This window comes from Mesorhizobium sp. CNPSo 4689, from assembly GCF_057784325.1.
In genome coordinates this window covers 176,876-198,137 of sequence record NZ_JBWLUZ010000009.1, presented here as the reverse complement: position 1 = coordinate 198,137, position 21,262 = coordinate 176,876, and the positions used below count along the sequence as shown (strand labels likewise).

General features: G+C 62.7%; 17 protein-coding genes. 12 read left to right on the top strand and 5 right to left on the bottom strand.

What is annotated here, in order from left to right:
- The 3 genes from AC04SI_RS15760 to AC04SI_RS15750 form a co-directional block, all read left to right on the top strand.
- The coding region (locus AC04SI_RS15760) for a VCBS domain-containing protein (RefSeq protein ID WP_488474470.1) at nt 1-1,386 on the top strand (1,386 nt) is incomplete at its 5' end.
- A gap of 85 nt (nt 1,387-1,471) precedes the next feature.
- Nucleotides 1,472-3,145 (top strand): type I secretion system permease/ATPase, encoded by a 1,674-nt coding sequence (locus AC04SI_RS15755; protein WP_404278783.1) that lies wholly within the window; start codon nt 1,472-1,474, stop codon nt 3,143-3,145.
- A gap of 19 nt (nt 3,146-3,164) precedes the next feature.
- Nucleotides 3,165-4,502 carry an HlyD family type I secretion periplasmic adaptor subunit gene (locus AC04SI_RS15750; RefSeq protein WP_404278785.1) on the top strand — a complete coding sequence of 446 codons (1,338 nt, stop codon included), beginning with the start codon at nt 3,165-3,167 and terminating at the stop codon, nt 4,500-4,502.
- Nucleotides 4,503-4,609: 107 nt separating this feature from the next.
- Here the strand turns inward: AC04SI_RS15750 and AC04SI_RS15745 are convergent, their stop codons facing one another.
- Nucleotides 4,610-4,729 carry an invasion associated locus B family protein gene (locus AC04SI_RS15745; protein WP_404278787.1) on the bottom strand — a complete coding sequence of 40 codons (120 nt, stop codon included), beginning with the start codon at nt 4,727-4,729 and terminating at the stop codon, nt 4,610-4,612.
- A gap of 130 nt (nt 4,730-4,859) precedes the next feature.
- On the opposite strand from AC04SI_RS15745, the gene AC04SI_RS15740 reads away from it, so the two are divergent.
- From AC04SI_RS15740 to AC04SI_RS15725, 4 genes are all read left to right on the top strand, one after another.
- Entirely contained in the window at nt 4,860-5,015 is a 156-nt protein-coding gene (locus tag AC04SI_RS15740; RefSeq protein WP_404278789.1) for a hypothetical protein, read from the top strand.
- A gap of 104 nt (nt 5,016-5,119) precedes the next feature.
- Nucleotides 5,120-5,926: a SapC family protein gene (locus AC04SI_RS15735; protein WP_488474469.1), complete on the top strand. Its 807-nt coding sequence runs from the start codon at nt 5,120-5,122 to the stop codon at nt 5,924-5,926.
- Nucleotides 5,927-6,202: 276 nt separating this feature from the next.
- Complete coding sequence (locus tag AC04SI_RS15730; protein WP_488474468.1) at nt 6,203-7,153, top strand: WecB/TagA/CpsF family glycosyltransferase; 951 nt, start codon at nt 6,203-6,205, stop codon at nt 7,151-7,153.
- Entirely contained in the window at nt 7,150-8,376 is a 1,227-nt protein-coding gene (locus AC04SI_RS15725; protein WP_404278795.1) for an FAD-dependent oxidoreductase, read from the top strand. Before AC04SI_RS15730 ends, AC04SI_RS15725 begins: the two co-directional genes overlap by 4 nt.
- A gap of 76 nt (nt 8,377-8,452) precedes the next feature.
- Here the strand turns inward: AC04SI_RS15725 and AC04SI_RS15720 are convergent, their stop codons facing one another.
- Complete coding sequence (locus AC04SI_RS15720; RefSeq protein ID WP_404278797.1) at nt 8,453-9,607, bottom strand: GNAT family N-acetyltransferase; 1,155 nt, start codon at nt 9,605-9,607, stop codon at nt 8,453-8,455.
- Nucleotides 9,608-9,898: 291 nt separating this feature from the next.
- On the opposite strand from AC04SI_RS15720, the gene AC04SI_RS15715 reads away from it, so the two are divergent.
- Nucleotides 9,899-11,377 (top strand): glucosamine inositolphosphorylceramide transferase family protein, encoded by a 1,479-nt coding sequence (locus tag AC04SI_RS15715; protein ID WP_488474467.1) that lies wholly within the window; start codon nt 9,899-9,901, stop codon nt 11,375-11,377.
- On the opposite strand, the gene AC04SI_RS15710 is transcribed toward AC04SI_RS15715, so the two are convergent.
- Both AC04SI_RS15710 and AC04SI_RS15705 read right to left on the bottom strand, forming a co-directional pair.
- A complete protein-coding gene (locus tag AC04SI_RS15710) occupies nt 11,363-12,457 on the bottom strand; it encodes a glycosyltransferase family 4 protein (RefSeq protein ID WP_488474466.1) in 1,095 nt (364 codons plus the stop codon). The genes AC04SI_RS15715 and AC04SI_RS15710 overlap by 15 nt on opposite strands.
- Nucleotides 12,454-13,797, bottom strand: a complete 1,344-nt coding sequence (locus tag AC04SI_RS15705; RefSeq protein WP_404278803.1) for a lipopolysaccharide biosynthesis protein — start codon at nt 13,795-13,797, stop codon at nt 12,454-12,456. Before AC04SI_RS15705 ends, AC04SI_RS15710 begins: the two co-directional genes overlap by 4 nt.
- 312 nt (nt 13,798-14,109) lie before the next feature.
- On the opposite strand from AC04SI_RS15705, the gene AC04SI_RS15700 reads away from it, so the two are divergent.
- The 3 genes from AC04SI_RS15700 to AC04SI_RS15690 are packed head-to-tail and all read left to right on the top strand — an operon-like array spanning nt 14,110 to nt 18,999.
- The gene (locus AC04SI_RS15700) at nt 14,110-16,272 is read left to right on the top strand and encodes a GumC family protein (protein ID WP_488474465.1); all 2,163 of its coding nucleotides are present in this window, start codon (nt 14,110-14,112) and stop codon (nt 16,270-16,272) included.
- Nucleotides 16,273-16,275: 3 nt separating this feature from the next.
- Nucleotides 16,276-17,409: a glycoside hydrolase family 5 protein gene (locus AC04SI_RS15695; RefSeq protein ID WP_404278807.1), complete on the top strand. Its 1,134-nt coding sequence runs from the start codon at nt 16,276-16,278 to the stop codon at nt 17,407-17,409.
- A 60-nt stretch (nt 17,410-17,469) separates the two neighbouring features.
- Nucleotides 17,470-18,999 (top strand): hypothetical protein, encoded by a 1,530-nt coding sequence (locus AC04SI_RS15690; RefSeq protein ID WP_404278809.1) that lies wholly within the window; start codon nt 17,470-17,472, stop codon nt 18,997-18,999.
- Here the strand turns inward: AC04SI_RS15690 and AC04SI_RS15685 are convergent.
- Nucleotides 18,914-19,780 carry a hypothetical protein gene (locus AC04SI_RS15685; protein ID WP_488474464.1) on the bottom strand — a complete coding sequence of 289 codons (867 nt, stop codon included), beginning with the start codon at nt 19,778-19,780 and terminating at the stop codon, nt 18,914-18,916. The genes AC04SI_RS15690 and AC04SI_RS15685 overlap by 86 nt on opposite strands.
- Before the next feature lie 424 nt (nt 19,781-20,204).
- On the opposite strand from AC04SI_RS15685, the gene ftsZ reads away from it, so the two are divergent.
- Entirely contained in the window at nt 20,205-21,212 is a 1,008-nt protein-coding gene (ftsZ, locus tag AC04SI_RS15680; protein WP_192182807.1) for a cell division protein FtsZ, read from the top strand.
- The last annotated feature ends 50 nt before the right edge of the window (nt 21,213-21,262 follow it).

Genomic DNA, 21,262 nt, shown 5'->3' with positions numbered 1-21,262 from the left:
GGCAACTGGACCTACACGCTCGACGACACCAATCCCACGGTCGATGCCCTCAATGACGGCGATCCGCTCGCCGACAGCTTCACCGTCTTCTCCGAGGACGGCACCAGCCAGGTGATCAGCATCTCCATCACCGGCACCAACGACGCCGCGGTGATCACGGGCACGGCGGCTGGGACGGTCGTCGAAGCGGGCGCTTCCAACGGCGGCGGCACGCCGACCGCGACCGGCGATCTGCTGTCGACCGATGTCGACAATACCACGGACTCGTTCCAGGCCGTCAATTCCGCGACAGCCAGCGCGCTCGGCTACGGAACCTACACCGTGACCGCCGCGGGTGTCTGGACCTATACGCTCGACAACTCGAACCCGACGGTCAACGCGCTCAATGACGGCCAGCCATTGAACGACAGCTTTACCGTCTTCTCCGAGGACGGCACGGCGAAGCTGGTCTCGATAACCATCAATGGCGCTGACGATGGCCCGCCGCGGTTTGCTCCGACGGACATCCAGCTCACGCCAAGCACCACGACGGACAACGTTAGTTTCGGCTCGTTCCAGTTTACAGGAGCACTGACCGCGACCGACCCGGATCTCGGCAGTTTTGTCTACAGCATCACTTCGCAATCGGACGCGGGACTGTTTTCGATCACCGGCAGCACGCTCAGCGCGGCCAATTTGTCGCCAAGCAAGACGGTTTCGGTGACCGTACAGGCTACGCAGGTCGGCGATCCCGCTGGTCCCGCCTACCAGTACAGCGAGACGTTCCAGGTTATCACCGGCAGCAATGGCAATTCGGGCGAAACCTTCAACGATCCTACGAATAACAACGGCGACGACATCCTCTACGGTAATGGCGGGGCGGACCAGATCTTCGGCCTGGCCGGCAATGACACGCTGTTCGGCCAAGGTGGTAACGACACGCTGAATGGCGGCGACGGCAATGACCGGCTCGTTGGCGGCGTCGGTGCCGATTCGCTCGCCGGCGGGGCAGGATCCGACACATTCTACTATGGACCAATCGTCACGGACTCCGCGCCGGGGGGAGGCAATTTCGACACCATCACCGACTTCGTGCATGGGGTCGACAAGATCGACCTGTCCTCAATCGATGCCAGCGGAGCCGCCGGCGACCAGGCCTTCCTGTTCGGAGGGCAGAATGCGGCCACCGTCGCCAACAGCATCACCTGGTCGGAAGTCGGCGGCAACACCATTGTCCGCGCCGACGTGAACGGAAACGCGGGCAACACCGAATTCCAGATCACGCTGACGGTGGTTTCACCCCGGGGAAGTGCGCGGGGTTGGGGCACACTTCCCGTAGCATTTCCTGATCCAGCCTGCGCGTTAAGGTTTACGACAAGAATATCGACGGACTGCGTGGCCGGCTGAAGGATCGGGAGTAGTATCGGCATACAGGTGGACAGGGGGGCGGTTCTCCGCTGGGTATTTGAGTCTCGACAGAAAATCGCAGATCGTGAAGGACGCCCTGCTGGCGTGCCGCCACTATTTCCTGATCGCGGCGGGCTTCAGCCTGGCGATCAACCTGCTCTATCTCGCCTCCCCGCTCTATATGCTGCAGATCTACGACCGGGTGGTGACCAGCGGCAGCGCAACCACGCTGGTGATGCTGACCATCGCATTGCTGGCGGCGTTCCTTGCGCTTGCCGGCCTCGACCTCATGCGCGCCACGATCCTGACGCGCGCCAGCGTGCGCCTCGACCGGCTGCTGGCGGCGAGGATCGTGGCCGCGTCGGTCGAGACCTCGCAGTCGGGCTCCTCGCAGAGCCAGCCGGTGCGTGACTTCGACACGTTCCGGCAGGTCATCACCGGCATGGGCATCAATGCGCTGTTCGACCTTCCCTGGTCGCCCATCTACATCGCCATCATCTTCCTGCTGCACCCCTGGCTCGGCTTCTTTGCGCTCGGCTCGTCCCTGCTGCTCGTCGCCATGGCGGTCATCAACGAGTATCTGGTGCGCGCGCCGCTCAAGCAGGCCAACGATCTGGCGACGGCCAACTACAATTTCACCGAGATGAGCCTGAGGAACTCGGAAGTTATTCGCGCCATGGGCATGATCGACGGCCTCATCCGCCGCTGGGGGCGCGACCGCAGCCTGGCGCTCCGGCGTCAGACGCAAGCCAGCGACCGCGCCGCCCTGATGTCGGGGGTGATCCGGTTCCTGCGCCTGACCATGCAGTCGCTGATCCTCGGCCTCGGCGCCTATCTGGTGATCGAACGGCAGACCACGGCCGGTTCTATGTTCGCGGCCAGCATATTGCTGGGCAAAGGCCTGCAGCCCGTCGAACAGATCGTCGGCCTCTGGCGCAACCTGGTCCTGGCGCGGGCGGCGCTGACCAGGGTTCACAAACTGATCGACGGCGGTGCACAGAGCGAAAGATCGTTCAACCTGCCCAAGCCCACCGGCAAGATTTCGGTCGAGCAGGTCAGCTTTGCCATACCCAGCCAGCAGAAGGTGCTTCTGCGAGACGTATCGTTCCGGCTGGAGGCAGGCGAGGCGCTGGGGATCGTCGGCCCCTCGGGTGCCGGCAAGTCGACGCTGGCCCGTCACCTCGCCGGCGTCATGCAGCCCAGCCGCGGCACCGTCAGGCTGGACGGCGCCGATCTGTCGCATTGGGGGCGCGACGCGCTCGGCGACCACGTCGGCTACCTGCCGCAGGACATCGAGCTGTTTTCCGACACCGTCGCCGCCAACATCGGACGCTTCAAGACCAATGTCGACCAGGAAGTGATCGAGGCCGCGCGGCTCGCCGGCGTGCACGACATGATCATCCGCCTGCCGCAAGGCTACGAGACGCAGATCGGCGAAGGCGGCGCCGTGCTGTCGGGAGGATACCGGCAGCGGATCGCGCTTGCCCGAGCTGTGTTCGGCACGCCGAACCTCATCGTTCTCGATGAGCCGAGCTCCAATCTCGACGCCGATGGCGACCGTGCGCTGAGCGAGTGCGCGATCGAGCTCAAGCGTCGCGGCAGCACGGTGATCATCGTTTCGCATCGGCCGTCGACGCTGGCAAATGTCGACAAGATCCTGCTGTTGCGGGACGGCGCCGTCGAAGCTTTCGGCATGAGGAACGAGATCGTGGCACGGCTCAATCAGCGTGCGACTTCAATTGCGGTGGCAACCCAATGACCTGCCTGAGGAGTGACCGTTGAGCGACAGCGCCCTCATTTACAGAAGCCTGCCCGGCGAAGCCGGCATCCCGGCCCCGGATTCCATCCGGGTGCCGGCCTATATCGGCCTGTTGATCATCATCGCCTTCTTCGGCGTCTTCGGCGGCTGGGCCGCCTTTGCCCCGCTGAACGGCGCCGTGCTGGCCGATGCGGTCGTCAAGGTGGAAGGCAATCGCAAGAGCGTTCAGCACTTCGACGGTGGAACGGTAAAGGAAATCCGGATCAAGGACGGCGACATCGTCAAGACGGGCCAGGTCATGCTGGTCCTCGACGACACCAGGATCCGTTCCGAGTTCAACCTCTACGCCCAGCAATATGCGCTCCTGCGCGCCACCGACGCCAGGATCAAGGCCGAGCTTGATGGCAGCGGGGCAGTTGCCTTTCCGCAGGACATCCTCAAGGAGCACGTGCCTTATCTCAAGGATGCCATGGCAAACCAGATCGCCGATCTGGAAAGCCAGCGCGCCTCGATGGCCGGCGCCAGGCAGATCCTGCAGCGGCGGATTGCCGAGCTTGATGAGCAGATCCAGGGCAAGCAGGCTCGCGTCGAATCGTACCGGGCCCAGCTGCAATCGACGATCGATGAAAAGGTCAGCCTGTCCAAGCTCCTCAAGGCCGGCTTGACGACACGGCCGCGCATTCTGGAATTGGACAGATCAGCCTCCGGTCTGCAGGGCCTGATCGACGAGAATCTGGGGGCAATCGCCGGCAGCCGTCAGTCGAAGGCCGAGCTGGAAAGCCAGATCGCCCAGTTGACCAACGAGCGCCGGGCCAAGCTTTCCGCCATGCTGATCGACACGCAATCGGGCCTGGCAGACCTCGTGCCCAAGATGTTCGCCGCCCAGGCCGCCATGGACCGTGCCGAAGTCCGCTCGCCCTATGATGGCCAGGTGATGGATCTCAGCGTCTTTTCGATCGGTGCGATCGTCGCTCCGGGCCAGACGATTCTCGACATCGTGCCGACGCAGAATTCGCTGATCGTCCAGGCGCAGGTTCGCGTCGAGGACATATCAAACCTGCGCTCCGACATGACGGCCGAAGTTCGCTTCACCTCCTACAATCAGCGTTCGATACCGATCATCCATGGACGCGTCACCCGCATTTCGGCGGATCGCATCACCGACGCCAAGACCGGCTTCCCTTACTATGTCGCCGACATCGCGGTCGATCCGGCCGAACTGGCCGCGGCACCGCAGATCGCACTTTATCCTGGCATGCCGGCTTCGGTGATGATCGTCACCGAGGAGCGCACCGCCCTCGACTACATATTGGGCCCGCTGCTCACCTCGTTTCACTCCGCCTTCCGTCAGAAATAGAACCTTGCCCGCGCTGTCGTTCGTGGAGGCCAAGCAGTGGCCCTTCCCGGTCGGCTTGAGGCCAGCGGCACGCTGGTGGCAGCCCCCGAAGCAGAGGCTCTTCGCGGCTATTTGATTGCTTCGAGCTTGTCGATCGCCCCCGTGAAGCCGGACAGTGAAACCGGAATGGTCACCGGCTTGCGCGTCACCGATTTCATGCCGATGTTGAGATTGGTCCCCGCCTTCATCGCCGTGATGAGAGTTCCGGCGTCAGCGGGACGGCGGCGTAGGCGCCATTCTGGTCGCTGGTCTGGATGGCAACCGTTGCCTTCTGTCCGGTGTCGATCTGGTAGGAGGCGCCGGAGGGCAGGAACAGCCATGTGGCAGCGCCAGCAGCACGGCCAGGCCGCCATTGGTTTTCTCGCGACGGACGGTCATGGTGAGCACCCGCTGGCCCGTCTTGGATTCGGTGAGTTTCTGCGAAACCTGGCACTGCAGATCGGTAAACCCGCATTACTTCGATTTTATGCATGATCCTTTGCCAACTGAAGTTTCAGCGAAACAAACGATTTTCGATTTTCGGTATCATGCGTTAATTGAGCCAACGCGATCGGATGGCGGCAAAAGGGAGACGGACGATGGCTGACAGCGACACAAAAACGGCACCGGCAGCGGAAAACGCGGCGGGCGCCGCCTCGCCGCTGTTCTACTCCAGGCCGGAAGCGCTCAACCCGATAAGGCACGGCTCGCTGGGGCTGGCCGCGCGGGCCGACTTTGGCTTCGCCCGCTCGGCGCACGCGATTCCGGTGGTGGCGTCGGAGATGCCGGCGGCGATGCGCTCCTATCCCATCGTCTTCATCGGCGCCGCCAAGGCACCGGTGATCATCACCGGCCTGCGCCAGAACGAGAACCTGTTCGTCGATGCCGACGGCAAATGGACCGAACCGCATTATGTTCCGGCCAATGTCCGCCGCTATCCTTTCGTTCTCGCAGACGAGACGACGACGACCGGTCGTCTGACACTGTGCGTCGACCGGGCGAGCCAGCGCGTCGTCGACCAACTGCTGGCGCCGTTCCGTGAGGACGGCGGCAAGATCGCTCCATTCTTCAACGGGACCGAGGCAGCGGACGCGACGAAACAGGCGCTGACCTTCTGCAACCAATTCCAGGTCGACTTCAACGCGACCCGCGCCATGATTGATAAGGTCGATGCGCACGGACTGTTCGCGCCACGCCAGAGCAAGGTGACGCTGGAGGGCGGCGAGGTGCTCAACCTCACCGATTTCCAGGTGATCGACGAGCCGGCCTTCAACAAATTGAGCGACGAGGCCTTTCTCGACCTCAGGAAATCGGGAGCGCTGGGGCTGGTCTACTGTCACCTCGCCTCCTCCAACAGCTGGACGTCGTTGGTCTACCAGGCCTCGATACGCGGCCAGCGCCGCTGAAGCTGGCTGATATCGAGTCAGGTGAGACGCACCGGACAGCTTGTTGTCCTTGTAGACATCACGGAAATAGCCGCAGAACAGACAGTGCCGCTGCCACTTGGGCGGCGGTCATTGGAAAATTGGCCCAGATCTTCCCACCCATTTTGATCTTTAAACTTTTAGACAAGATTTACATATTAACTAATTATTAATCTATCGCTTAACTTTCCGATTTTTTTACTTATGGTGCCAAGCAAGGGGGTAGTTTGGATATACTGGGGATGGGGCAGTTTTTCTATGCGCAAAATTTCAGAGACCTCTCCAAGGGATCTTGGAAGAGATGAGGCCGCGATCAGTGGATCGGGGCCTCCCGGTTCCGCGCAAGCCGCGACGTCCGCAACCCAGTCTCCCCGTTCGCATCGTCAACTTTCAGCCGGGCTCGCAAGCGCGGCTGATATCGCTCAGCAGGAAGCCGTTGCTTTCCAGGCGAGCCTTCTCGCCCTTCCAACCGTGCAGCTTGGTGGGTTACCGATCACGGTGATCGACCGGCCAAAAGCCGCGCGCTTGATGATCGCGGCGGCACGGCGGCATATCCGCAGCAGCCGTCCCTATTATTTCACCTCCGCCAATGGCGATGTCATCGCCCAAGCTCGCGCGAATGTGGACGTAGCCGTGCTTTTCAGCGAAGCCGACCAGATCTTCGCCGATGGCCAGCCGCTGGTCTTCGCCTCACGCTTGCTGTGCAGAACGCATCTGCCGGAGCGGGTAGCCACCACTGACCTCTTTCACGACGTGGCCAAGCTTGCCGAACAGGAAGGCACGACCTTCTACCTGCTGGGGTCGACAGAGGCCGAGAACAACAAGGCCGTTGCGAGTGTCAAAGCCAGATACCCCGGCCTGCGCATCGTCGGGCACTGCCACGGCTTCCTTGCCGGCCAGGCGCTTGAAAAGAAGCTCGACGAGATCAACGCACTTGCGCCCGACATTTTGTGGCTGGGCCTCGGTGTTCCGCGCGAGCAGATCTTCGTCCGCGACTTTGCATCGCGACTCCAGAATGTCGGGGTGATCAAGACGTCGGGCGGGCTTTTCGACCATATCGCCGGCAAGGTCCGGCGCGCGCCCCTGTGGGTACAGAAGGCCGGATTCGAGTGGCTGTGGCGCGCGCTGATGGAGCCGCGCCGGCTTTTCTGGCGCTATTTCACCACAAGTCCCCAGGCCATCTACGCCATATTAAGGTATTCCAGATGACAGCAGAGCGTCTCCACCGTCCGCTGCCTGCCGGAACCGACACGGAGGTCGTCATAGTCGGCGGCGGGCTTTCCGGCACTCTGGCGGCAAACGTGCTCGGGCGGTCCGGTTATCACGTCACGCTGATCGACCGCCATCAGGTTTTTCCGCGCGAATTCCGCGTCGAGAAGATCGCCGGCGACCAGATCGAAAAACTGCGCCGGATCGGCCTTCTGGACGGGCTTTCCGCAGCGGCCGTGGCATTCGACGAAATCGTCAACATTCGCAAGGGGCGCCTGCTCGACCGCACGAACGCCCGGCACTACGGCATTTTCTACGATGACCTCGTCGCCGCAATGCGGGCCGAACTGCCCGACACCGTGCGCTTCATCGCTGGTCGGGTGAGCGGACTGGAGGCAGGCCCGGAACGCCAGCGTGTGTCGATCCTCGGACACGGCGACGTGACGGCGCGGCTTCTCGTTTTGGCCACCGGCATGGGTGACATTCTGCGCCGCGACCTTGGCATCGAGCGCAAGTTCGTCCACCAGCGGCAGTCGCTGACCTTCGGCTTCAATCTTCGCCCGGTGGGAGCAAGCGCCTTCCGGCACCCCGCCCTCACCTATTACGGCGAACGGGTTTCCGACGGCATCGACTATTTGAACCTGTTCCCCGCCGCCGAAGTCACCCGCGCCAATCTCTTCGTTTTCCGCGAGCATCGCGACCCTTGGGTCAAGGCGCTGCGCGACAATCCCAGGCAAACGCTCATCGAAACGCTCCCGGGTCTGGTCAAGGCATTCGGCGATTTCGAAGTGATCGACCGGGTCGAGAGCTGGCTCACCGACATCACCGTCGCCGAGAACTGCGTGCGCGACGGCGCCGTCCTGATCGGCGATGCCTACCAGACATCCTGTCCGGCCGCAGGGACGGGCGTCAGCCGGCTGCTCACCGATGTCGAGCGCCTATGCACGGTGCATGTGCCGCAATGGCTGGCCTCACCCGGCATGGCCGCCGCAAAGATCGCGACCTTCTACGCCGATCCGGTAAAGCAGGCGATGGACGAGCATGGTCTCCAGCTGGCGCATTTTCGCCGCAGCCTGACCATCGACACCGACCTGCGCTGGCGCGCGCGCCGGCAAATTCACTTCAGCCGCCGCCGCATCATGCACGAGATCGACAATCTAAGCCCCGCTTTCGCCGCCAGGCTGCGCAACCTCAGAAAGCCCGCGGTCGAACCCGTGGCGTGATCGCAGGCCAATCAGCCGATCTGTCGCACAAACTGCGCAGTGGTTTTGGGAGGCGCGCCTTGGGCTCGTTCCGACCTCAAGGCCCAGCCACTTCGTCGGTGGAGGCTGGCGACGTCACCACATGACCAGCGGCGGCCTTCTTCCCGTGCGAACCGAGCACGCGCCGCGCCAGCGCTTTGGCCGCCGGCAATTTCTCGACCGTCAGATGCGCCGCCAGGCCGAGCGGGCTGCCGGCTCGGAAGATCTGCCACATAGGCGATGGCCGGCCGCCGAAGATGCGCTTGTAGGGCTCGTCGCCGATGGTGAAATCGAGGGAATGGTCGCCGCGCTCGATACAGTCGCGGGCGATCTGTTCGAACATCAGGCTGCCGATCGACTGCTTCCTGTAGCCGGCCTCGTCGAACCCGCCCAGAATGACAAGCAGCGAGCCGCGGTGCTCAAGGCCAAGCGCGCCGGCGATCGCCCGATCGTTCATCCAGAAAGTGTAGGTGCGAGCAAAACCGCCGCACCCTTCGGTCGCCACAGCCAGATAGAAATCGAAATAGGACGGCAATTGCAGCAGGTCGGCGGGGCCGTTGCTGCCATCGAAACGCTTGCCGCGATAGACTTTGAGCGCATCGAAAGTCGTGCGGATGGCAGCGACGTTGTCAGCGCATGCGAAGCGCGCCTCTCCTATTCGGCCAAGCTGCCGGGATTTCTTGTCGAGCTCCTTGCGGTAGGACTGGTCGAGCTGGTGCTCGCGCCAGGCGGCGAATGTCGGCTCCAGCTTGCTGGAGTAAGCGCTCATGCCCATGCTTTCGCGCTTGTCGATGCCAAGGAGCCGCTCGATCGCCAATGAGCGGTCCGCCAGTTTGCCGATGCGCAGGAGATCGTAAGGCTTCAGATGCCTTCGGATCGCGGCAACGGCTCGACTGTCCGCCACGATGCGCGAGAAGGTCTCCTCGTCGGCGACTGGCGATACGTAGTCGGAAACGCGCATGTCGGCGAATTCGACCACTTTGAGCAATGTGTACCGGCGCCTGACCAGGGGCAAAACCATCGCGAGCTTTCCACCCGCACCGTTTCGCACGACGATGACAAGTGGCGTGGCAGCGCCTTGCCGTACGATCCTCTCATAGAGCTGGCTCAGCCATATGGGATGTTGAAAAGCCGTCGCCGCCGAACTGGCGAAGAGTTCGGCATATTCCTTCGAACGGAAATCGAACGAATCCTCGGCAGTGACTTCAAACATGTGATCCGAACCGGCTGGGCCTGATCTATCGACGACGTCTTGCGTTCCGCGTCAAGGCGAATCGCAAGGATTGTTAGAAACTTGGTATATGCGAAAGATCGATCCATGGTTGCAAATCTGTCTTAGAATGCGCCCTCCGTGGCAGGTTCGAGATGGGTCGGTCGACAGTTTATTTTCTCGTGAATCACGCAGTCGGACTTTGAACGTAACTCCAATGTAAGCTTTTTCGGTCAAATCATTTCTTTTCAAGTGTCTGGAACCCGAGCACCATTACAGCCGGACGGGAATGACATGCTGTCGATCGAGGTGATTGTTCCGCAATCGAGCCCCCGCCTGTGGCAGAAGGTCGCCATAGAGCGGCTTCAGGCGGACGGCCATGATGTGGCTGTGCGCCATCAGCCCGGAGCAGCAAACTGGCCGATGGCGGCAAAAGCCGCCTTTGCCTTTGAACAGCGCCTGTTTCGACGGCGCCGCCCCAACCTTGCCGCCTCGCCGCATGAGATCGAGGCACGAAGCGGGCACCGGTCCGCCGCGCTAAGACTGGACCTCGCCGGCAACGCTGCCCCATCGGATGTCCCGACCGTTGGCCTCCTGTTCGACGGATCCGCATCTGATCTCTCGGCGGCAATCGCGGTCGCGGCCGGAAGGCTGCCTTTGATCGAAGCCGTCCTCGACAAGAAGACGCTGGTGGGCTGGGCACGGCCGATGGTGGACAAGCGGGAATCGGCGGCACTCGGCACCGAGGACGTGCTTGCCCGCGCCATCACCTTGCTCGTCTCGGTGGTTCGGGCATTTGCTGAAGGCCGGCTTGTCAATAACGAACGCATGTCTGAAGTCCGCGGTGGCGGCACGGCGATGCAGTTCGTGTCAGCCTATCTGGGCTCGGCGCTGCCGCGGCTTGGCCGGGAGATCATCCGGCGCATAGGTTTCCGTCATGCGCATTGGCGCGTCGGCTACCGCTTTACCGATGCGCCAGGCATCGCGAATACGGCCGGGCTTGGCCCCGGCTGGTCGGTCCTGCCCGACCCGGGCGACCACTTCTATGCCGATCCGTTCCCGTTCCAGTGGCAGGGCCGGTCGTTCCTCTTCGTCGAGGACTATCCCCATGCGACCGGCAAGGCCGTCATCTCCGTCGTCCCGTTTGACGCAGCCGGCGCTCCCGAGGCGCCACGCGTCGTTCTGGAAGAGCCGCACCACCTCTCCTATCCGCAGGTGTTCGAGCGCGACGGCGAGATCTGGATGCTTCCCGAGGCGAGCGCCAGCGGCAGGCTCACGCTCTACCGTGCCTCGGCCTTCCCGGACCGCTGGATCGCCGAGACCGTGCTGGTCGAAGGCGAGATTTCCGACGCGACGCTGCTCGAGCATGGCGGGCTGCTTTGGCTGTTCGCCACCGATCGCGATGGCTATGGCAGCACCTCCGACACGCTGGTGGTTTTCTGCGCTCCCGCACTCGCCGGTCCGTGGAAACCCCACCTTATGAACCCTGTCATGATCGACCATCGCATGGCTCGTCCAGGTGGTGCTTTCGTTCGCATCGATGAGGGCCATGTGTTGCTCCCGGTCCAGGACGGAACGCTCGGCTATGGCGGCGGGCTCGGCCTATGCGAATTGTTGGAACTCGACCAGCAGACGGTGCGGCTTTCGGCGCCCCGGCCGATCGACACGGATGGCGACTGGCCCTATCCGAAAATCCACACGCTCAATCGATCGGGCGCGTTGGAAGCGATCGACGGCATAGCGGCGGTGCGAAGACGTTCAGGAAAGAAGTAGCGCCTCGTAGCCCGCGCACATCCTGGCCGGCGCGTATTTGTCCTTGAGCCGCCGCCCTGCCGCTGAAAGCCTGGCCATGATTTCCGGCCCGGCCATCAAGTCGGCCAGCCCCTTGGCCATGCCGGTGGCGTCGTCCTCGACGAAGATCGCCGCGGTCTCGCCATCCTCGGTAGCAAGCACCTCCCGCATGACGGCGAGGTCGTTCGCCACGACAGGCAAACCGGAAACTGCCGCTTCGACGCAGGCAAGACCGAAGGTCTCGTTCAACGACGGAAACGCGTAGATGTCGCCTGCCGCCAGGAACTCGAAAATACGCGACGGGGGGACTTCGCCGACCAGATGCAGCCGGTCCGCCACATCCCGGCTTTTGGCCAAGGCGACAAGCGTGTCGCGCTCCGGCCCGACACCGGCAATCGCGACATGGATATCAGGCAGCTGATCGAGCGCCCCAACGAGCGCAATCTGGTTCTTCTGTTGCGTCAGCCGGCCGGACGAGACGGCGAGCCATGCATTCCGAGGCAAGCCAAAGGAAGCGCGTGCCGCCGCCTTGTCGAAGTTTTCAGGCGGCGCGGCAACGCCATGATCGATGCGCCGCAAGCGCCGCCGATAGGCTTGCGGATAGTGACTGAATTGCGCTTCCGTCCAGGCCGAGTTGACGACATTCGTCCGGTAGAGGCCAACCACGCCCATCAGCCTGTCGATCTGGGAGAGGACCCCCATCACCCCTTTGCTGTGCGGCGAACCGCTCTGGTTGGCGATGATCCGGGTTACGCCCGCCAGGCGGGCGCCGATCGTGCCGAAGATGTTGCCGTAGTGCTGATAGGTGATGACGGCATCCGGCCGCGACTTGCGCAGATAGGTCGCGAGACCAATGGCAGCCCGGATCTGCCCAGGCAATCCCTTTGGACTCTCGCTGAGGATGAAATCCGCATAAGGATCGGCATCGAAGGCGTCCGTCTTGCGGTACATGAAGACGGTGCGCACCTCGTGCCCGCGCGCCCGCAAGCCTTCGCCCACCATGTCGGAAATACGCTGCGCGCCCGCGGCCTCCGCTTGGGTCTGTACCTGAATGAGCTTCACGTACGACCTTTCAGCATCACACCAGGAACGGGCGCAGCTCTTGCCATCGTGAAGCCGAAGACAGATGGATTTATGCCTATCCTGCGCCGTGCGATCGACACGGCAATGGCGGTCCAGGCGATGACCGTTCCGGCGATGCTGACTGCCGCGCCAATGGGTCCAAAGAGATACGTCGTCACCGCCGTCGCGCCGAGCCCCAGTATGTTGACGACAACCAGAACCTTGAACAGCGCATGCTGCAGGCCGGTCAACTGCAGGAGGATCTCGATCGGGCCACAAGCCGTGGCAAAGGTTGCGCCTATGCCGAAGATGACGAGTGTTGCCCGCATGGTGGGCGTGTCGTAGGTCGGATTGAACATGGACAGGATAAAGCCGCCGAAAATCCAGAACGCTGCAAGCACGCAGAGTGCAATGGCAAAGCTGCCAAGCGCGGCGAGATTGGTGATGCGCTGAACATGCGCCCTGTCGCCGCTGTAGAAGGCGCTTGAAATCTGTGGCGCGAGCGCCTGATTGATTCCATTGAGCGCAAGCGCCACGAACCGCGTGGTCCGATCGGCGACGAAGATCGCGCCGGCCGCCTCAGGTCCCAGGATCACCGCCACAAGCAGCGTGCTCACCTGGCCGAGCGCCGGCGGCAGCGAGGTGACGCCCCACAGGCCAAGCGTCACGATCTTGAATTCCCTCTTTTGCCCCTCGGTGAGTGGGCCGCGATTGGCGCGCGCCGTGTCGCGCACGAGAAGCAGCGTCTGCGGAACAACCGAAAGGATGAGCAGCAAGGCAGTCAGATAGGTCGCCGCGACTGCGCTCATCTCGATATGCATGAAATGGCAAGCGGCAATGGCGGCAATCGTGCCCGCACGCCAGATGATGTCGCGCGGCAACAGGCCGGATATGAGCTTGTTCTTGGCGCGGAAAGCGCCGGACGTGAATTCCGACCAGCCGAGTGCGAACGACAGGACCGCAGCCGCCACGCACAGCGAAAGCCATTCCGGCGTGCCTTTCCCGATGAACGGCAAGAATCCGACCATGAGAATGAGCAGGCTGGAGCCAACGAGCCCGGTAAGCGCGACGAGAATGGCGCGGGCCATCATGCCATGGGCCGAACTGTGGTCACTGAGCCCGACATATTGCGGCCAGAATCTCAGCACGGTGCTCTGCTGACCCACCGAAGCGAAGAAAGAGACGAGGCTGGCGCCGGCATAGGCTGCGCTGTAGAGGCCGAACTGCCTTCCGTCCATGACCATCGCCACGGCCACGAACATCAGGAAGGACAGACCGGCGCTGGCGAGCTTGATCACGCCCGCCACGGCGCCGTTCCTGGCGAGCGTAGCGATAGACATGCGCATATCGTCGGCTGCAGGACGGGTGTCGGCGCCTGGTATCGCGCTGCGATTGCTTATATTTTCATCCAACTTCGGCCCCTGTGGCGTTCGGCGATGCCCTACCCCCGCGGCAGGCGAGCCGACGCTGAAACCTGTCTCTCAATAGAGCAAAAGCCTGCGATCGCGCCAGCGCGAACGCTCCGCATGGTTACCGTCACCAGTTTGTTAATTTGAGCATCGGGCGCGGTAACCTTAACGGAAGACTAACGATAATTCTGAATACTGGCGGTGTAGAGTAAGGCCGGAAGGCGCGCTCTGCAGAGGAAACCGATGACGCCAGCCAGAACCGACGATCGCACGCTTCCACCTTTGTTCGACATAGGACCGCTATGGGCAGTCCTGTGGGGGCGACGCGTCATGGTGCTTGCCATCGCCGGCGCGGCGCTGCTGCTAGCACTGCTTTATCTTGCCATGACGAGCCCGAGCTACACGGCGACCGCCTCGATATTGATCGACCCGCGCGATTCGCGCGCGACCAATTTCAATGACGTTCTTCCCGGGATCGGCGCCGACAGCGCCGCCATCGCAAGCCAGGTCTTCGTCATCGAATCGCAGGACTTGCTGGAAGCAGTGTTCGACAAAGAGGGGCTTCAAAACGATCCGGAATTTTCAGGCATAGGCCTGGTCTCGCGTGTCTTGTCGATGTTTGGAGCGGGCCGCGGCCCCTCACCGGACGCGGCCTTCAAGCGCTTTCAAAAAGCGGTATCGGTGGACCGTGAAGGACTGACCTATGTCATCAATGTCTCCTTCACGTCGCCATCGCCGGACAAGGCCGCGCGCATCGCCAACGCCATCGTCAATCGCTACAGAACGGGCCTCGCCGGAGAACGCGAAACCGCCAACAGCGACGTGAATTCTCTCCTCAATGACAGGATCAAGGGTCTTCAGAAGGACGTCAGCGACGCCGAGCGCGCGGTCGAGGATTTCAAGTCGGAGCACGAGATCCTGGGGTCGGCAGATGGCGGCACGTTGCAGTCGCAGCTCGACCAACTGACGGCGCAGCTGATAACCGCACAGGGCGACGCCGATCAGGCGCGGGACCGATACAATCAGGCGCTGGCCGCAGGCACCTCGCCGGCCGGCCTGGCCAAGCTGGCGGAAATCCTTTTCTCCAATTCCGCCGTCAAATTGCGCGACGACTATAACCAGCGCGCGGCAGAGCTCGCCAATCTCGAAACCATGTATGGGCCTCGTCATCCGGCCATTGCGCGGCTCAGGTCGGAGCTCGATCGCATGAACCGGCTGATGGCCGCCGAGGCGGAGCGGATAAGACAGCAGCTGAAGGCCAGCTACGATCTCGCCGCCCAGAATGTGGCGAAGCTGCAGGCCAAGCTCGAGGCCCTGCGCCAGCAGTCCACGAACTCGAATATCGCACAGGTGCAACTGCGGCAACTGGACTCTAAGGCCCAGGCCGCCCGCACCGTGCTCGACGATTTCCTGAAACGCGCGCAGGAAACGTCGCAGATGCAAGGCGTCCAGACATCCGAGGCGCGCACGATCAGCGCCGCCTCCGCGCCGCTGCAGCCGACCTGGCCGAAGCCCGCCCTGCTCCTGCCGGTCAGCGCCTTTCTGGGCCTCATCGCCGGATGCGGTATCGCCATCGCGCTGGGGCCGGTCCGCAAGCCGGAGGATGACCCGCGAAGCCCTCGCGAAGCGGTGCCGCAGGCGACCCAGCCAAAAGAGCCGAAAAAGGACGGCGCACCTGCCATGTCTCGTCCATTGCCAGCCAATTTCGGCGAGTACCGCCTGCCGGGGGTCGCCGGCGGTGCGGCGCATTCAAGCATCAAGGTGCTGAGGAAGTCACTGTTTCAAGCCGGCAGCGACGCGCTTTCGCTGGGCGTGCTGAAGCTTATGCGGCAAATACTCCTGCGCCTTAGCGACCACCCCAAACCCTTCGTGCTTCTGGTCTCCTCCACGCGCAGCAATGTCGACGCAAGGCTTGCGGGCGCGATGGTCGGGATTGGTCTCCAGCAAGCCGAGCAGAATGTGCTTGTGGTTGAAATCGGAGGCCAGCCGCACCGTGCTGGCTACGGACCCGGCCTGTTCATCGATGGCGCGAGCGGCCTGCGCACCGTCGTATGCAGTCCGGCCGTGGAGAAGGGGGCAGAATTCCGGGATCGCAACACCTTGCGCGGCATTCTGGCCGAAGCCGGGGGCGCATTCGATTTCGTGCTCGTGATTGCCCCATCCCTTGGTGAGAACGGTTGGGATCGGGAGATCTTTGCAAGAGCCGATCTGATGCTTTTCGCGCTAAGCCCATCCGAGTCTGCGTCGGGGACCGCCGCCCTGCTCGAGCAGCATCTCGGCGCCGGCCAGATCGAACGCAGCGCCACTCTTGTGATCGACAGCGCACAGCCCGCCGGCGCAAAGGCAATGCCCGATGTCGCGTCTGGGGCCGGCGGATTGCGCCGCAGTTCCCTCGCAAGGAGTTGATCCATGCGGGCGGTTGAGCTGGTATCGCCGCTGACAGTGTCACGGCGGCATGCGCTTGCACTTGCTGGCGGGGCTTTGCTTACGACCCTCCCCTTCTCCGTCTCGACCGCGCTGCCGGCAACGGCCGCTCGCCCCGTTCCTTCGCGTGGCTTCAATCTTCCCGGATGGTTCGAACGCGAAGCAGGAACCGCTCCCGCCACGGCGACGCTGCAAAAGCTGCGGCAGTCCGGGTTCGAAACAATCCGCCTGCCGGTGAACGGCGATCTTGTCTCGGCAGGCGACCGGGCGGTGCTCCGCCGCATCCGCGACGGGGTCGCAGAGCTTGTCGGGCTGGCCTTCGCCGTTCTGGTGGACATGCATCCGTCCGGCGATCTTCGTGCGGCTTTCGAGCATGATCCGGCAAATGCGGCCAGGCGGGTGGTCCTGGCCTGGACGGCCCTGCGCGCCGTCATCGCCGACCTGCCGACGAATTCGGTCTACCCGGAACTGTTGAACGAGCCGCCGATGGAGCGCGCCGCATGGCTTGAGCTGCGCCAACAGCTCGCCGAGACGTTGCGGGCCAAATGTCCGCTCCACACGCTGGTCTGGGGCCCGGCACGCTTCCAGGGCATATGGGAAATAGCCGACACGCCGCCCTTGGTCGACGACAGGCAGATTGCAGCCATCCACTACTACGCGCCCATGGCGTTCACCCATCAATGCGAGAACTGGGATACATCGCCGCTCGCCCGCATCGCCAACCTGCCCTTTCCCGCGACAATGGACATGCCGCAGGTGCGCGCGCTTGTCTCCAGATTGCGGGCTGCGGGCGACGAAGAGGCTGCCTCCCTGGTGGAGAAGGAATTGTCAGATCCTTGGACAGAGGCGCGGATCGCTGCGGACTTTGCCAAGCTCGGACGCTGGTCCAGTGCCCATGACTGCCCGGTCATCCTGAACGAGTTCGGCGTGCTCAATTTCTGCGTGGATCCAGCAAGCCGCGCGGCCTGGACCCGTGCCGTGCGCAAGGCGGCCGAGGCGAACCACATCGGCTGGGCTCATTGGGAGCTCGATCAGGGTTTTGGCTTTATCGCCAGCAGGCAAAGCACCGAGGGGTTCGATCCTCAGATGATTGCCGCCCTGCTGGGAGACGGCGACTGAAATGGACAACAGACGTCAAGGCTGCAGGCTGGCGCAGGCGAGGATCAAAGCGGACCGGCAATGAGCATCACAGGGACATATCCGCATGCCGGGCTAAGCGCGCGGGCTCCGGACGCATCGAGCGCCGAGGCCCTGCTGCATGTCTCGATGGCGCTCATCGTCGTTGCGCTCGGCGTTTCGGCCTTTGCGGTGTGGACGCCGTTCGGGATTGTCGCGACGTTCATACTGACGCTGATCGTTTCGAACGCGGTGCCGGCGGGCATTCCTGTCGTGATCATCTGCGCCTTTCTCTACCAGAACATGATGGTGGCGTGGTACACGCCTTACATACCCGACAACGATACGTTCGACGCGCTGCGCGGTACGAACTTCATCATCCTGATGACCGCCTTCTGCATCTTCCTGGCGGCGTCGTTTCAGCACCGCGTGCGCGCCTTGCCCGAATTGCGCGCCTGGCTGCTGCTGAGCATCGTGCTGTGCGGGACGATCTGTTTCTATTTCGCCCTGGGGGTCGTGCATGGCGGTCCCAAGGACGCGGTCGTCTACTTCCGCAACACGATCACGCCCCTCGCCTGCTTCCACATCGCGGTCCTGGCGGCCAGCCTCTATCCCATCGACCTGCGCAAGAGCATGCTCTGGCTCGGCAGTGGCGCGGTCATCTACGGCTATGTGGAACTGACCTTCACGATGAACTTCCTCGGCCTCTTTCATGGCGACCTCTACATCGAACGCAACATCGCGCGGCAGATCGAGACCGGCGTGTGGGAGAAGGCGCTCAAGGAAACCGGCTTCGTTTTCCGCGGGCTTGAGGACGTGATGACGACGACCTTCTTCAACACGCCGTTCTTCAACGACATCCTGCCCAGCGTCTTTCGTATAGGCGGTCCGAACTTTCATTCGATCAGCTATGCCTATGCGCTGAGCATCATATCGGCCTGGCTGCTCTTCAGGGGTCGCTGGCTGCTGCCCATCGCCGCTCTGCCGCTGCTGCTTGTCATCGGCTCCAAGGGCGCGACATTCATGCTGCTCGTCGCGCTCTGCGTACGGCTGTTCCATAGCCCTTCCCGCACCGGCCTGACGCTTTCCGGTGTCGTCGCCCTGGCCTTGGTCTGGACAACCGCGGCAATTGCCTATGGCGCCACGCATGGCGACTATCACGTGCTCGGCCTGGCGGCGGGCATACGCGACTTCTTGGCCAACCCGCTTGGCCAGGGACTGGGGCTGGGCGGCAATCTGTCGAGCACCAGCATCAATCTCAGCTGGTCGACCGCCCAGGCGGAAGGCGCCGCGTCGATCCCGGTCGAAAGCGCCGTCGGCGTCATGCTGTACCAGATGGGAATTGGCAGCCTGGTTTTCTTCGGCTTCCTGGCAGCGCTCGCCGTGGCGGCGCGGCGGCAGCTGATCGAAACCGGCGACCTGAATTTCCTGTTTGGTTTCGTCGGCATTGTCACCATCTCGGCCAATGCCGTGTTGCAGGAAGAGGCATTCTACTCGCCTCTCGCTCTCAGTTTCTGCCTGCTGCTCGTCGGTGTCTCGCTGGGAACGCGCTGGCGTGAGATGGCGGCGGCAAGGGCCGGGCTGCAAGGCTAACTTTCAGGGACCGAATATCACCAGTTCGGTGAACGTCAGGTCGCCGGGCGAAGGCGGTTTTCGGCCCTTTGAAGTACTTCAGCCCCTTCCTCGGAAAATACCGGCCGAGCAGACCCGGGACAGGCTCATTGGCGTCGACGAGGCAAAGCAGGGTTCCGCGTCGCAGGATGAAGCGCCCCATCGCGCCGGCGCAGCGGCTCAGATCCGTGAGAGATCGGCAATAGACTATCTGCGAGCAAAGGACGAGACCGTGCAATATCCGGCGCGACCTCAGCACCAACGGAAAGGCCATTTCGTCGCGAATGCCGATCAGCGAGAGACCACCCAGCGCGGCATGCTCCAGGAGTATATATCTCTCGCTATCGGACAGCATCGCCATTTCGGCGAGGTCAGAGCGGACTTCGAGCACGCGGCATGACGGTTGCGCCGGGCTCAAGGCGGGCAGGAAGGCGAACTGGCCGCTGGCAAACAGGCGAAATCCGAGCGCCTTGTTGGCGTTCAAGGTCGAGGGTGCCGGCGAAATGTTCGTGTAGGTCACGTCCCTGCGTTTGAGAACCGGCCAGATCAGCTTCATGGCATAGGGACGGAACGCTGCGTCCACGGACCAGCTTGAAATGTTGCAGCGGATTTCGCCACCTTGGTAGCGGGCATAGAGGGTGAGCACGACCCCCACGATCCGCCCGGATGTCTCCAAGGCAAAGCCGTAGCGCGGGAAATCGTCAACCGCGGGCCGCTGCGACAAACGGGTCAGCGCGTGCTTCCAGTAGTTTCGGCTGCGCATCGGAAAGCCCCTGCGCAGGCAATCGACCACTTTGTCCCAATCACTTTCCTGGATTGGGCGACACTTAAGGTCGGGAGGGGGCGCGCCAAGTACGGCCATAATCAACTCAAGAATACTGCCAAGTTAATTAGATATATTTCACCCCGAAGCCATAATAGTATATAACATTAACAATCCCTGCCCCCTTTCGGGAAAAAATCACCCATCCGCCCCTCAAACGCCGACCGGCCGCCCCGCCGGCCATCGGCCCGTCGGATCGATCAGGCTCCTCAAGAGGCACATCGGACTTGCGGTGGTGTCCAGCCTCTGATTCCCTGTCTCATGGCCATCGGGTTCTGATTCGCCCACCAGCAAGTTTTTGTCCCGTGCCGCCAATAGATATCTGTCGACCCCTGCGCCGGGTCCGTTCCAGGAGAAACGGCAAATGAACACCGCGACAAGGCCCGTAATCTCCGAGATGCGGCCGAAAATAACCGTCGTCGGCGTCGGCGGTGGCGGCGGCAACGCGGTCAACAACATGATTGCCGAGGGCCTGCAGGGCGCCGAGTTCATCGTCGCCAACACCGACGCCCAGGCCCTCACCATGTCGAAGTCGTCGAGGTTGATCCAGTTGGGAGCCCATATCACCGAAGGCCTGGGCGCCGGCTCCCTGCCCGAGGTCGGCCGCGCGGCAGCCGAAGAATCGATCGACGAGATCATGGATCACCTTGCCGGAACGCATATGTGCTTCGTGACCGCGGGCATGGGCGGTGGAACCGGAACGGGTGCGGCGCCGATCATAGCGCATGCCGCGCGCAAGGCCGGCATCCTGACCGTCGCCGTCGTCACCAAGCCTTTCACCTTCGAGGGAAAGCGCCGCATGCAATCGGCGGAAGAAGGCATTGAGCGGCTTCGCGAGTGCGCCGACACGGTGATCGTCATTCCGAACCAGAACCTGTTCCGGATCGCCGATGCCAAGACGACCTTCGCCGACGCTTTCGCCATGGCCGATCGCGTCCTCTATGCGGGCGTCGGCTGCATCACCGACCTCATCGTCAAGGAAGGGCTGATCAACCTCGACTTCGCCGATGTGAAATCAGTGATGCGCGACATGGGCCGCGCCATGATGGGAACCGGCGAAGCCGCCGGAGAAGACCGCGCCAAGAAGGCCGCCGAAGCGGCAATCGCCAACCCGCTTCTCGACGAAGCCTCCATGATCGGCGCCAAGGGCGTCCTGGTCTCGATCTCGGGCGGCATGGACATGACGCTGTTCGAAGTCGACGAAGCCGCCACCCGCATCCGCGAGGAGGTCGACGCCGACGCCGACATCATCGTCGGCGCCATATTCGACCGGGCGCTGGCTGGAAAATTCCGGGTCTCGGTCGTCGCCACGGGCCTGCGCCACGGGCTTGAGATACCGTCCTTTGCGGGATCGGAAATCCATACGAACTGAACGTGGCTCGTAGTCTTTAGAGCAATTCCAGGAAAAGTGTGAAACGGTTT

Bases quoted from the DNA above. Each gene is read 5' to 3' on its own strand.
- AC04SI_RS15690 (WP_404278809.1), top strand. From the start codon at position 17,470: ATGAGCATCACAGGGACATATCCGCATGCCGGGCTAAGCGCGCGGGCT.
- AC04SI_RS15735 (WP_488474469.1), top strand. From the start codon at position 5,120: ATGGCTGACAGCGACACAAAAACGGCACCGGCAGCGGAAAACGCGGCG.
- AC04SI_RS15700 (WP_488474465.1), top strand. From the start codon at position 14,110: ATGACGCCAGCCAGAACCGACGATCGCACGCTTCCACCTTTGTTCGAC.
- AC04SI_RS15730 (WP_488474468.1), top strand. From the start codon at position 6,203: ATGCGCAAAATTTCAGAGACCTCTCCAAGGGATCTTGGAAGAGATGAG.
- AC04SI_RS15685 (WP_488474464.1), bottom strand. From the start codon at position 19,780: ATGCGCAGCCGAAACTACTGGAAGCACGCGCTGACCCGTTTGTCGCAG.
- AC04SI_RS15745 (WP_404278787.1), bottom strand. From the start codon at position 4,729: ATGAAGGCGGGGACCAATCTCAACATCGGCATGAAATCGGTGACGCGC.
- AC04SI_RS15725 (WP_404278795.1), top strand. From the start codon at position 7,150: ATGACAGCAGAGCGTCTCCACCGTCCGCTGCCTGCCGGAACCGACACG.
- AC04SI_RS15715 (WP_488474467.1), top strand. From the start codon at position 9,899: ATGCTGTCGATCGAGGTGATTGTTCCGCAATCGAGCCCCCGCCTGTGG.
- AC04SI_RS15720 (WP_404278797.1), bottom strand. From the start codon at position 9,607: ATGTTTGAAGTCACTGCCGAGGATTCGTTCGATTTCCGTTCGAAGGAA.
- AC04SI_RS15705 (WP_404278803.1), bottom strand. From the start codon at position 13,797: ATGTCTATCGCTACGCTCGCCAGGAACGGCGCCGTGGCGGGCGTGATC.
- ftsZ (WP_192182807.1), top strand. From the start codon at position 20,205: ATGAACACCGCGACAAGGCCCGTAATCTCCGAGATGCGGCCGAAAATA.
- AC04SI_RS15695 (WP_404278807.1), top strand. From the start codon at position 16,276: ATGCGGGCGGTTGAGCTGGTATCGCCGCTGACAGTGTCACGGCGGCAT.
- AC04SI_RS15740 (WP_404278789.1), top strand. From the start codon at position 4,860: ATGTGGCAGCGCCAGCAGCACGGCCAGGCCGCCATTGGTTTTCTCGCG.